Here is a 12,333-nt window from a genome sequence, read left to right as displayed (position 1 = left end):
GTTTTCGGAAGGAAAGCATGGGCCGCTTGAAAGCCTTCGGCGGCCTCGCCACAATACCCCCTATGAACTTCAAACGCACCACCCCCACTACCCGCACGAGTGGGTCGTCCTCCGACCCGAGCCTGGGACGCCATTCCAGCGCACCTCGTCGGGAACAAGCCGGCGCCTACGAGCGCCCTCCGCGCGCACGCAGCAAGGCCCCTCAGGCCGACACCACCAGCGCCTATTCCCGTTCCACCCGCGAGCGCCACTCGAGCGCCGATGCCCCCGAGCAGGCGGGCAGCGCCTATTCGCGTCGCAGCGAGCGCAGCCAGTACGCCGCCGAGCGCAAACGCCGCAAGCGCCATCACCTGGTGCGCAACATTTTTGTGGGCATCCTCATCGCTCTGGCCGTAGGCGCAGGCGCCGCCTTCGCTTACATCAACGTGATCAACGGCAACCTGGCGCGGGGCTTGGGTAGCGGCTTGGGCAACGTGCTCGTGAAGTCCAACAACTCCGAGCCCTTCTACGTGCTGCTCTGCGGCACCGACCAATCGATTGAGCGCGATACAACCGATTCGACCGACGGGACCTACCGTACCGACACGATGATGCTCTGTCGCATCGACCCGCAGAACAAGAAGGTCACCTTGGTGTCGATACCGCGCGACACCAAGGTCACCTTCGACGGGTATTCGGGAGAGCATAAGATCAACGCAGCCTACGCCTACGGGGGCAGCGAGCTTGCCGTGAAGACGGTCTCCCAACTGGCCGGCGTCGACATCGCGCATGTGGCCCTGGTCGACATGGACGGCATGAAGGCCGCCGTCGACGCCCTGGGCGGCATCGACGTCGACGTGCCGATCGAGATCAACGACGAAATGGCCGGCGGCCATCTCGATGCGGGCGAGCAGACCCTGAACGGCGACCAGGCCCTCATCCTGGCGCGCAGCCGCCACTCCTACGACAAGTACGGCGACGGCGACGCTTACCGTGCCGCCAACCAGCGACTCGTGGTGTCGGCTATCGCCAAAAAACTCTTGCAGAGCGATCCGGTCACGATCGCCAACACGATACAGACCTTGTCCCAGTACGTGCAGACCGACATGACGGTGGGCGACATCGTCTCCCTCGGCCAAACCTTCCAGGGCTTCGATCCGTCCACGAGCCTCTATTCGGCCACGATGCCTAACGAGCCCGTGAAATCGGGCGGGGTGTGGTACACCGAAGTCGTGCAGGACGCCTGGAAAGAGATGATGGACCGCGTGAACAAGGGGCTGCCGCCCACCGAAGAGGCGGAAGTCGATTCCACCACGGGCACCGTCCTTTCCACGACGGGCGATGCGGCGGGGTCGTCGGATTCCAGCAACGGCGACACCTCGTCGGGTGCGAGTAGCTCGAAGGACGGCAAGGTCGTCGTGCGCAACGGCAACGGTAAATCGGGCGTGGGCGACAAGGTGGCAAGCAAGCTCACCGATGCCGGCTACAAGGTGACCGACACGGGCAACGCCGAATCCTTCAACTACAAGACGACCCTCGTGGTCTACATGAGCAGCGGCGACAAGGACGAAGCCCAGGCCATTGCCGACACGATCGGCGGTGCCCAGATCAAGCAGAACGACGGGTCCTATTCGACCAAGGGCGACTTCCTCGTCATCATCGGATCCGACTACGGGAAATAGGGGGGGCGCTCGGCGCGTCCTCTCCCTTCCGTTCGTGCGGGCGGTCGTGGGCGATAAAGCCTGCGGCCGCCCTTCTACTTATGGTAGGGCTCGCCGCGGCTAATCTTGCAGGCGCGGTAGATTTGCTCGAGCAGCACGAGCCGGGCAAGGTTGTGGGGCATCGTGATGCGGCCGAAGCTCACGCGCTCGTCGGCCCGGGCGCGCACGGCCGGCGTCACGCCGTTGCTGCCGCCGATCACGAAGGCCACGCTCGACGTGCCCCGCAGGGCCATCTCGTCGAGCCGTCGCGAGAGCTCTTCGCTCGACACCAGGTCGCCGCCGATATCCAAGAGCACCACGTGCGTGTCGCGGGGCAGGGCGTCGAGGGCGCCGAAGATGAGCTTCTCCTCCTGGTCGGGCGTGCTGTCGGCCAGCTCTCGCACGGTGACCTTCGCGTAGCCGGAAAGGCGCTTGAGATACTCGGCGCAGCCGTCCTTCCAAAACCGCTCCTTGAGCTTGCCCGGTGCGATCACGGCTATTTTCAGCATGGTGCTCCTTTTTCTGTCGTGTGGACGCGCCTCCTACATCCTCCTTCGTAGGACGGGGTCCTCTCGCGTGCACGTTGCGCGAAGTTTCCCACGCTACCATCGCACGCTAAAGCGAGCTTGCTACAATACCTGCCATCAATCAAGGTCGGGATGCGCCCGCCTACCCAGCGAAAGGGGAACCATGTCTCTGCCCAAGCCAAAGGAAAACGCGGTCGCCGACGGTCGCACCACTATGGAATTGGGCGACGTGCTGCCCAAAACCGCCGAAGTGAAGAACGGCCATCTCTTCATCGGTGGCGTCGACATGGTCGAACTGGCGCACGAGGAGGGCACCGCCCTCTACGTGTTCGACGAGGAAGACTTGCGCGGCCGCATCCGCGCCTATCGTGAGTCCCTGGCCAAGCGCTATCCCAACTCCGAAGTGCTCTACGCGAGCAAGGCCTTCCAGAACAAGGCCATGGTGCGCCTGGTCGACGAAGAGGGCGCGTCCCTCGATGTCTCGGGCGGCGGCGAGCTTGCCTGCGCCCGCGCGGTCGGTTTCCCCATGGAACGCGTCTACGTGCACGGCAACAACAAGACCCCGACCGAGCTGCGCGAGGCCATCGAAGCGGGGGCCGGCACCATCGTGCTCGACAGCCGCATCGAGCTTGCGCGCGTGTCTGAAATCGCCGGCGAGCTGGGCGTCGAGCAGAACGTCTTCATGCGTATCACCCCCGGCGTCGAAGCCGACACGCACGAATACATCCGCACGGGCATGGAAGACTCGAAGTTCGGCTTCACCATGCTCAACGACTTCGCCTTCAACTGCGTGGGCGACGTGCTCAAGGCACCCCACGTGCATCTTACGGGCATCCACATGCACATCGGCTCGCAGATTTTCGCCCTTCATTCCTACGACGAGGCCATCAAAGTCGGCATCGAGTTTTTGAAGCGCATCAAGGACACCTACGGCGTCGAAATCGAAAAGCTCGACATCGGCGGCGGCGTGGGCGTGGCCTACATGGCCGACGACAAGCCGGCTACGATCGACCAGTTCGCCGAAATGGCGACGGCGTCGGTGGTCAAGCACTGCGATGAGCTCGGCGTCAAGCATCCCCGCATCCTCTGCGAACCGGGCCGCAGCATCGCCGCGACCCCGGGCGTGACCCTCTACACGGTCGGCATCCTGAAGACCCTGCCCGGCATCCGCAAGTTCGTGGCCATCGACGGCGGCATGTCCGATAACATCCGCACCGCCCTCTACCATGCCGACTACGAAGCGGTCGTCGCCAACAAGGCCGACGAGCCCCGCACCGAAGTCGTCACCCTGTGCGGCAAGCATTGCGAGAGCGGCGACGCGGTCGTGCTCGACGGTTCGCTCCAGCATCCCGACCTGGGCGACATCGTGTGCGTGTTCGGCACGGGCGCCTACTGCCACAGCATGTCGAGCAACTACAACGGCCAGCCGCGCCCGGCCATCGTGTTCGTGCGCGACGGCAGCTATCGCGTGGTCACCCGTCGTGAAACCTACGACGACCTTATGAAGTGCGACGTCGACTAGAAGGGAGACGCTTAGATGACGGTGAAGGTGGGCCTGGTAGGAACCGGTACGGTCGGCGGCGGCTGCATGGACGTGTTCAACACGCATGCCGACGACTACAAGCGCCATTTCGGCATCGATATCGAGCTCGCTCGCGTGTGCTCCCGCCACCCCGAAGCCGCAAAGGCGCGCGGCATGGGCGGCATTTGGACGAGCGACTACCATGATATCGTCAACGACCCCGACATCGACATCGTGGTCGAGCTGATCGGCGGCACCACGGTGGCGCGCGACGTGATCCTCGAGGCGTTCGCGGCCGGCAAGAACGTCGTCACGGCCAACAAGGCCCTCCTTGCCACCCATGGCGAGGAGATCATGCATGCTGCCGACGCCGCCGGCAGGGAAATCATGTTCGAGGCAGCGGTTGCGGGCGGGATCCCGATCATCAGCCCGCTCAAGCATTCGCTCATCGCCAACAAGATCACGTCGGTCCTCGGCATCGTGAACGGCACGACCAACTACATGCTCTCCCGTATGGCCGAAGAGGGCATGAGCTACGACGAGGCCCTGGCCGACGCCCAAGAGCGCGGGTTCGCGGAAGCCGACCCCACGGCCGACGTCGACGGGTTCGACGCCGCTGCGAAGATTGCGATCATGGCGTCGATCGCCTTCAACTCGCGCGTGCGCCTGGACCAGGTCGTCAACGAGGGCATCCGCCAGATTCGCCCCACCGACCTGAAGGCGGCCAAGGACATGGGCTACTGCGTCAAGCTGCTCGCCGTGGCCAACCGCACCGACGCTGGCATCGACGTGCGCGTACATCCCACCATGGTGCCCCTGTCCCATCCGCTTGCGTCGGTGTCGGGCGTCAACAACGCTGTCTACGTCACGGGCGATTTCGTCGACGACGTCATGTTCTACGGCCAGGGTGCCGGTGCTCGGGCCACCGCGAGCGCCGTCATGGGCGATGTGCTCGAAGAGGCCCGTCACGTGCAGGCCGGCGTGGCTCCGCTTGTGGGCTGCACCTGCACCGACGACCTGCCGATCGTCCCCATGGGCGAGCTTATCTCGCGCTACTACATCCGTTTCGTAGTCGACGACCGCAGCGGCGTGCTCGCCCAAACCTCGGCCGTGTTCGCCAAGCACGGCGTGAGCGTCTACTCGGTCGTCCAGCGCGGCAAGGGCGAAGGCGGCGGCGCGGTCGATTTGGTCTACATCACCCATTCCGCCCGGGAAGCCGATATGCGCGCCGTCATCGACGACATCAAGGAGCTCGACGGCGTCCTCGTGGGCAAGGAAGAGCCCACCGTCATCCGCGTGCAGAAGTAGCGCACCCCGTCGTTTCCGCTCGCAAAGGCCTGCCTCGCATCGCGTGGGGCAGGCCTTTTTCGTGGGAAGCGACGCGCAGGACGTCGCCCGCCGCCTTCGCTAGTCTTCTTTGGCCTGATCGCCGCCCTTCCGGGGCGCATCGTCGGCGACGCCGACCATTTCGAAGAGCTCTTTGCGCGTGTGGATTCCCAGCTTCTGGTAGATGTGGCGCACGTGGGCTTTGGCGGTGCCGTTGGCGATGAAGAGCTCGTGCTCGATCGTGGAAATCGTCTTCTTCTGCGCGAGGAGCAGGAGCACTTCCGACTCGCGTGCGGTGAGACGGTGAGCATGCGCGATCTCGTCGCAGCGGTCGGCGATCTCCTGCTTGCGCAGGATATCGGCGCTCGCCCCGCTGCTGTCGAGGAAGGTTGCGCCCCAGCGGCTGGCCAGGTCGCGTTCCGAAAGGAAGATCAGGGTGCCCACGACCACGGCGAGGATAGCGATGCCCGCCACGGCCGCGGTCCCGTTGAACTGCGCGCCCGCCGCGGCCGGTACCGAAAGGGCCACCTGGCGTCCCATGAACATGAACAGGAGGCGCATGCTCCGCTCGATGCCGAACAGCCAGACGGCTGATACGCCGTAGCGATAGCAGATGTTGGCGCAAATCACCATGATGAGAATCGACACGGCGGTGTAGCCGCCGGCCACGCACACCGAGCTCACTACGTCGCCCGCGTTGCCGAACACGGCGATGATGAGGAAGGCGACGATCATGAGGGGGAGGCCCAACCGATAGGTGGCGTTGAAGTCGAACCGCTTCCCTTGCACGATCACGCCCAGAAAGACGAGGGCCGCTACCAGCAGCGTACCGGGGGCCGAATGGGGGCCGAAGGTACTTGCGTAGAGGGGCGATTCCAAAATGCCGTAGGCGAAGGCGTAGAGGGCCATCATGAGGATGGCCTTCCAAGGGACCGAAAAGCTTACCCAGCGGCTTTCCGGGCGTTCGGGTTCGGGGATAGATGCGAAGGCCCGGCGGGCCATGATCAGGGACGCTATCGGCAGGACCAGGGTCATCGCAAAGAGCCAGGGGAGCATAAAGCCGCGGTACACGTAGAGAATGAGGCCGCCGGCGATGATGGAAGCGGAATAGTAGAGGGCCACGCGCAAGGGGTTCAGACATCCGTAGAGCTCGCTCCAGACAAGGATGATCAAGCCGATGCCCACCCCGCCGGCAAGGGCGGTGGCCGCGCTCCATGCGGTGGTGACGCCGGGTAGGAAGAGCTGGGTAAACAGGCCCACCGTCGAAGCGACAAGCAGGATGCCGCAGGCGACGAAAATGCCGGTGCGCTTGAAAAGGGGCCCCAGATAGCGGGCGAGCAGCGCGCAGACGATCAGCGTGAGGCCGCAGCCCAGATCGAACAGGTCGCGCGTGGCGAGCGTGACGTCGGGGTAGGGGACGAAGGTGCCCACGAAGGCGATCTCGATCCAGGCGCGGTAGACGCCCAGCCCCAAGAAGGCCACGGGAATTGCGGGAATGTGCACGCGCAGGCGCTCGGTACCCTCGGCAGCTGTCTGCTGGGATGCGTTGAGTGCGGTTTCGGTCGTCATGAATATACAAGCGCGGGGCGCCCTCCTCCTTGGGCCCCGCGCTCCCTCCTCGGTTGGCCATTGTAGCGCGCCTTGCGCGCGTATGGTGTACGTGTTTGCGTTTGTCCAGGTAAACAGGGGTGTTATAGAGAGGGGGTGAGATAAATAGACCCCCTTTCTGCGCGATTCGCGCCTGTGCGCATCGCATCCGTGCGCCTAGATTGAAGTCATCGGATGGGCGCGCTGCAGCAGGGCCCATCCGATAAAGGAGAGAGCACAAAGGGGACTTCTCAGGAGGGACATCATGACTGCAAACATTTCTCGTCGTGACCTGTTCAAGCTCGGCGGCGTCGCCGCCGCGAGCGTTGCCGGCGCCTCGGCCTTGGCCGGATGCGCATCGCCGAAATCCACCTCGTCGAAATCGTCTTCGGCGGCGGCGTCCGATGGCACGCCGAGTTTCTTCCAGGCACCCGATCCGATTAAAGACGTGAAGGAAACCAAGGACTACGACGTCGTCATCGTGGGCGCCGGCGCCTCCGGCGTGCCCGCGGCGATCTCGGCCGCACAGGCGGGTGCGCACGTCGCCCTTATCCAGAAGGAATCGACGGCCATCTCCCAGGGCAACACGGCCACGGGCATCCTGCTCGACCAGTCCGATCCGGCCGGCGTCGAAGCCGTCGTGTCCACCTTGCTCGGCAAACACGAGTACCGTGGCAAGCGCGAGCAGGTGGAGCTGTGGGCCAAGAATTCGGGCGAGGCCATCAACTGGATCTTCGATTTGGCCAAGCAAGCGGGCGCCCAGGTGTCCGACACCACGGCCAAGTGGACCTCGACCGTGAAGACGGTCAACGACTATCCGGTCAACTACCTGTCGATCGACTTCGGCCCCAAGCCCTACAACACGGGTGACGGCATGCGCGCTCTTGCCGACGTTGCAGCGGCCCAGGGCGTCGACATCTTCTATTCGACGACCGCCAAGCAGCTCGTGGGCGACGCGTCGGGCGTGACGGGCGTCATCGCCCAGGGCGATAGTGGCAACGTGCAGTTCAACGCGGCCAAGGGCGTCATCCTGGCCACGGGTGACTACCAGAACGACGACGACATGGTCAACTACTACCTGCCCGATTTGAAGAACCTGGGCCGCAAGCAGACCAACAAGACCGGCGACGGCCATAAGATGGCCGTATGGGCGGGCGGCGAAATGGAGCCTATCGGCCACACCAAGATGCTCCACGACTTCGACGCCGGTCCGGGCTCCATGTGCGATATGCCCTTCCTGGCCGTCAAGATGGACGGCACCCGCTTCTGCGACGAGACCTGCGGCATGTCGATCATGAACAACTTCCTGCGCAGCGACGCCGACCAGGGCAACTACTGCCAGATCTTCGACAGCAACTACATGACCCAGGCGGCAACCTGGCCCGGCAAGCTCTTTGATCCCGAAGCCCTGAAGGCCTACATGCCCGAAGAGGGCGGCGAGAAGAAGGGCGTCTACGAAAGCCTCGTGGCCACCTTCAAGGCCGACACCCTCGATGACCTGGCCAAGAAGCTCGAGATCACCGACGTCGACGCCTTCAAGAAGGCGGTGACCCGTTACAACGAGCTGGCGGCGGCCGGTTCCGACCAGGACTTCGGCAAGCCGGGCAAGTGGCTCACGACGATCGACACCCCGCCCTTCTATGGCATCCATCGCCATGTGCGCGTGTCGGCCATCGTGTCGGGCGTGAACGTCGGTCCCCATATGGAAGTGCTCAAGGCGGGCTCCAACGACCCCATTCCCGGCCTCTTCGCCGTGGGCAACACCGCGGGCAACTTCTTCTCGGGCGTTGACTACACGATGTGGATGCCCGGCCTGTCTCTGGGCCGCGCCCATACCGAAGGCTATGTGACGGGCAAGTACGTCGCCGGCCTCTAGGGTCAAAGCTCTATCGAACAGATTCCCCCCCCTCCGCGCGGGCCTCGACACAGTCGGGGCCCGCGTCCGCGTGGAAGCGCGGGGAGGGGCGCCGCTCATGCGCGGTGGGCGCGGGTGCGACGGGCGGCAGGCGGGCGCAGCGCGGGCGATCAACCGCGCTTGGCGCGCAGGTGCCCCTAGGCCAGCAGCTTGTCGACCAGATCGACGATGCGGCGGTAGGCCCGCGGGCGGTCGAACTGGGATTCGGCGACGGCGCGTGCGGCGGCGCCCATGCGCTCGCGCGCGTGCGGGTCGTCCTTCAGGGCGAGAATCGCGCCCGCAAGCTCGGCCGGGGCTTCGGGTGCCACGTTCACGCCGAAGCCGTCGCGGTCGACCTTGGCGCAGAACTCGGCGTTGTCGAGGGTGTTGACCATGGGCTTGCCCGCCGCCAGGTAGTCGCCGATTTTCGACACGATGCACTGGGGGGCGCGCTTGACGAAGGAGTTCACGAGCACGTCGGAGGCGGCGAGGTAGGCGGCCATCTCGGCGTGCGGCAGATAGCCGGGGAAGGTAACCGGAGCGGCCGTTGCGCGGGCGAGCTCTTCCATCCGGTCCTTTTCCGGGCCGCCGCCAAGGACCATGAACTGCACGTCGTCGTGTCCTGCGCAGGCGATATCGCCCGCCGCTTCGACCAGGGTGCGGATGTCGTAGCTTTTGCCGATCGTGCCGGCGTAGGTGACCCAGAAGGCCCCCTCGGGCTTGTGCACGGCGCTCGCGTGGGCGCAGGCTTCGGCGTCGAAGGCGGCCACGTCGTTGCCCACGTAGACGGTGATGTGGGGAATCTCGCGCCCGTTGCGCTTCTGGGGGCGCAGGGCGTATTCGTCCGACGTGCCGATCGCGGCGTCTGCCAGGCGGTAGGCGGCTTCGGCATCGCGCAGGAAGGGGCGGAAGAGCACATCGCTCACCACCGGCACGTCGAGGACCATTCGCATGGCTTCGGGCCAGAGGTCGTTGACGTCGACCACGAAGGGAATGCCGTGGGCGCGGCAGAATTCGCCGCAGACGCGGGCCAGGTCGTTGGGGGGAATCTTGGCGAGCACGAGGTCGTAGTCGGGGTGGGCGTCCAGGTAGACGGCCACCTGCTTGGCGACGAGGGCGTGGTTGCGCACGCGGGCCACATCGAGGTTCTTCTTGTAGCTCGGCGCGTCGATGAAGACCACGCGGAAGGGGAGGGACCGATAGCGTTGGTCGGCCGTGTCGCGCTGGGCCTTTTCCCAATGCTGGAAGGACGAGGTGATCAGGTCGACCTCGTAGCCGGCGGCGGCCAAGGTGCCGGCGATGTAGGCGGAGCGGTCGAGCCCCTTGGGTTCGTCGGCGAGGCGCACGTCCATGGTGACGAGCGCGATGCGTCGTCCGTTGCGCGTGCGTGCCATCAAGCTCCCTTCGAAACCGCGCGGGGCGCGCGCGTGCGCCGCCCTCGCTGACCGTATCGTAGCGATTCTAGCACGGGCGCCCGCGCGCGCGGCCCGGTCCGCGCGCCTTCACCAAGCCGCTACGAGCCGATCGCGTCTACGCGATAGGGGGTTGTCTGGTAGACGTAGTAGTTCAGCCAGTTGGTGTAGAGCAGCTGCCCGTGGGCGCGCCAGCGGTTTTCGGGCGGGCGCGCGGGGTCGTCGTTGGGGAAATAGTGTGCCGGCACGGGCGGGTTCAGACCCGCTTTCACGTCGCGCTCGTATTCCTGCTTGAGCGTCGACCGATCGTATTCGGGGTGGCCGAAGACGAAGAAGTTGCGCGAGTCGGTGCTCTTCACGACGTAGGGGCCCGCTTCGGGCGACGAGGCGACAACCTCTAGGTCGGGGTGGGCGCGAATCTGGTCTTCGTTCGACCCCGACCAGCGCGAATGGGGCGCCCAGAAGGCGTCGTCGAACCCGCGCACGAGCGGGGAGGTGGGCTTTTCCACCACGTGGCGGTAGACGCCCGAAAGCTTGTCGGGCAGCTCGTGCTTGCCTACGCCGTAGCGGTGGTAGATGCCGGCCATGGCGCCCCAACACAAGTGCAGGGTCGAATGGACGTTGCGGGACGCCCAGTCGCTGATGCGGACGAACTCGGGCCAGTAGTCCACGTCGTCGAAGTCGAGCCGCTCGATCGGCGCGCCCGTGATGATCAAACCGTCGAATCGCTGGTCGGCTACTTCGTCGAAGGTGTGGTAGAAGGTTGCCAGGTGGGCGGCCGGCGTGTGCGTGCTCGCGTGCGAGGACGTTTGCAGCAGGCTCACCTCGATCTGCAAGGGCGTGTTAGAAAGCTTGCGCAGAATTTGGGTCTCGGTGCTGATCTTCGCGGGCATGAGGTTGAGCAGGAGCACGCGCAGGGGGCGGATGTCCTGGTGGAGGGCGCGCTTTTCGGTCATCACGAAGATGTTCTCGCGCTCCAGCTCCGAAGTTGCGGGTAGGGCGTCGGGAATCTTGATAGGCATGGGGCCGGTCCTTTCGAAGGTCGGGCGCGTTGCCGCGCTTTCATAATTGTAGGGGTCGGCCCGCGCCGGCCGTTATCTGCGATGGCGAACGTGCGTTACCGCTTTCACGCGTGCGTCCGGGGCGGTGCTCGATGCCGACGCCCGATTCCGCGGCCGGTCTGCGCCCCTGATTTGAAAATCGTGTGGAACCCGCGGAAATGACCCGTGCGCAGGCCGATTGCTCGTTGACGGTCGCAAGCTGCGGGCACTAAACTAACAAAGTTCGCTTTCAAGAGCCCCGTAACGCAGTGGCATGCGCAGCGGAACGCAGGTCGTCCAGGGCCCAAGCGTCCGTGCTGGCGTAGGAAACCGGCAGCGTGATGCGCCGCACTTTTGAAAAACGACACCGCCTTGGGTTCGCCCAAGCGAACGCAAGGACACAGTCAACGGAGGAACACTAGTGAAGACGTACTACGCCAAGCCCAACGAAGTTGAGCGCGAGTGGGTCCTGATCGACGCTAAGGATCAGGTCCTCGGCCGCGTCGCTGCCAAGGCAGCTTACATCCTCAAGGGCAAGCACAAGCCGACCTACACCCCGCACGTGGACACGGGCGACTTCGTCATCATCATCAATGCTGACAAAGTTCGCGTCACCGGCCAGAAGGCTCTCAAGAAGGAGTACTTCCATCACACCAACCACCCGGGCGGTCTGAAGAGCGAGACGTTCGCCGAAGCGATGCAGAAGCATCCCGAACGCGTGATCGAGCACGCCGTGAAGGGCATGCTCCCCAAGACCACGCTCGGCCGCGCACAGGGCCTGAAGCTCAAGGTGTACGCGGGCCCCGAACATCCGCACGCAGCTCAGCAGCCCCGCGAGATCAAGATGGGAGAATAACCAATGGCAGGTGAAGCAATGTATTACGGCACCGGCCGTAGGAAGAACGCAACGGCTCGCGTCCGTCTCGTCCCGGGTACCGGCAAGGTCACGGTCAACGGCAGGGATGCCAAGGAGTACTTCGGCCGCCAGCAGCTGGTCGACTACGCCACCACTCCCTTTAAGGTGACCGACACCGAAGGCCACTTCGACGTCATCGCCCGCGCCAACGGCGGCGGCATTTCCGGCCAGGCCGGCGCGCTGCGCCACGGTATCGCCCGCGCCCTGCTCACCGCCGGTGAGTACCGCGCCGAGCTCAAGAAGGCCGGCTACCTCACGCGCGACAGCCGTATGGTCGAGCGCAAGAAGTACGGCCTGAAGAAGGCCCGCAAGCGCCCGCAGTTCAGCAAGCGCTAGGCGTCGTTTCTTTTTCGCCTTTTCGAAAGAGGCCCGCAGCATCCACGCTGCGGGCCTCTTTTCGTAATAGAACATTCAACACGATTGAAAAATC

The 12,333-nt window shown here is 64.7% G+C and carries 10 protein-coding genes; 6 read left to right on the top strand and 4 right to left on the bottom strand.

Annotated elements, in window-relative coordinates:
- Nucleotides 1-17 precede the first annotated feature (17 nt).
- Nucleotides 18-1,661, top strand: coding sequence for an LCP family protein (locus BN3270_RS01920; protein WP_271711875.1), 1,644 nt, complete (start codon nt 18-20; stop codon nt 1,659-1,661).
- A 74-nt stretch (nt 1,662-1,735) separates the two neighbouring features.
- Here BN3270_RS01920 and BN3270_RS01915 read toward each other — a convergent pair whose 3' ends face one another.
- Entirely contained in the window at nt 1,736-2,185 is a 450-nt protein-coding gene (locus BN3270_RS01915; protein ID WP_058985643.1) for a 23S rRNA (pseudouridine(1915)-N(3))-methyltransferase RlmH, read from the bottom strand.
- Between the two features lie 184 nt (nt 2,186-2,369).
- Between BN3270_RS01915 and lysA the strand changes: the two genes are divergently transcribed.
- Both lysA and BN3270_RS01905 read left to right on the top strand, forming a co-directional pair.
- A complete protein-coding gene (gene lysA / locus BN3270_RS01910) occupies nt 2,370-3,728 on the top strand; it encodes a diaminopimelate decarboxylase (protein WP_058985518.1) in 1,359 nt (452 codons plus the stop codon).
- A gap of 15 nt (nt 3,729-3,743) precedes the next feature.
- On the top strand, nt 3,744-5,036 hold the full coding sequence (locus BN3270_RS01905; protein WP_058985517.1) for a homoserine dehydrogenase: 1,293 nt from the start codon (nt 3,744-3,746) through the stop codon (nt 5,034-5,036).
- 99 nt (nt 5,037-5,135) lie between these two features.
- On the opposite strand, the gene BN3270_RS01900 is transcribed toward BN3270_RS01905, so the two are convergent.
- Nucleotides 5,136-6,623 carry a LuxR C-terminal-related transcriptional regulator gene (locus BN3270_RS01900; RefSeq protein WP_082673273.1) on the bottom strand — a complete coding sequence of 496 codons (1,488 nt, stop codon included), beginning with the start codon at nt 6,621-6,623 and terminating at the stop codon, nt 5,136-5,138.
- 283 nt (nt 6,624-6,906) lie between these two features.
- On the opposite strand from BN3270_RS01900, the gene BN3270_RS01895 reads away from it, so the two are divergent.
- Nucleotides 6,907-8,517: an FAD-binding protein gene (locus tag BN3270_RS01895; protein ID WP_058985516.1), complete on the top strand. Its 1,611-nt coding sequence runs from the start codon at nt 6,907-6,909 to the stop codon at nt 8,515-8,517.
- 176 nt (nt 8,518-8,693) lie between these two features.
- Here BN3270_RS01895 and BN3270_RS01890 read toward each other — a convergent pair whose 3' ends face one another.
- Nucleotides 8,694-9,929, bottom strand: a complete 1,236-nt coding sequence (locus BN3270_RS01890) for a glycosyltransferase family 4 protein (RefSeq protein ID WP_058985515.1) — start codon at nt 9,927-9,929, stop codon at nt 8,694-8,696.
- 119 nt (nt 9,930-10,048) lie between these two features.
- Entirely contained in the window at nt 10,049-10,969 is a 921-nt protein-coding gene (gene metA, locus BN3270_RS01885; protein ID WP_058985514.1) for a homoserine O-acetyltransferase MetA, read from the bottom strand.
- 439 nt (nt 10,970-11,408) lie between these two features.
- Here metA and rplM point away from each other — a divergent pair, with 439 nt between their 5' ends.
- Both rplM and rpsI read left to right on the top strand, forming a co-directional pair.
- Nucleotides 11,409-11,843 (top strand): 50S ribosomal protein L13, encoded by a 435-nt coding sequence (rplM, locus tag BN3270_RS01880; RefSeq protein WP_058985513.1) that lies wholly within the window; start codon nt 11,409-11,411, stop codon nt 11,841-11,843.
- A gap of 3 nt (nt 11,844-11,846) precedes the next feature.
- Entirely contained in the window at nt 11,847-12,239 is a 393-nt protein-coding gene (gene rpsI / locus BN3270_RS01875; RefSeq protein ID WP_058985512.1) for a 30S ribosomal protein S9, read from the top strand.
- The last annotated feature ends 94 nt before the right edge of the window (nt 12,240-12,333 follow it).

The sequence above is a fragment of the Hugonella massiliensis genome (assembly GCA_001486445.1).
Classification (GTDB): Bacteria; Actinomycetota; Coriobacteriia; order Coriobacteriales; family Eggerthellaceae; genus Hugonella; species Hugonella massiliensis.
This window is presented reverse-complemented; position numbering and strand designations above follow the sequence as displayed.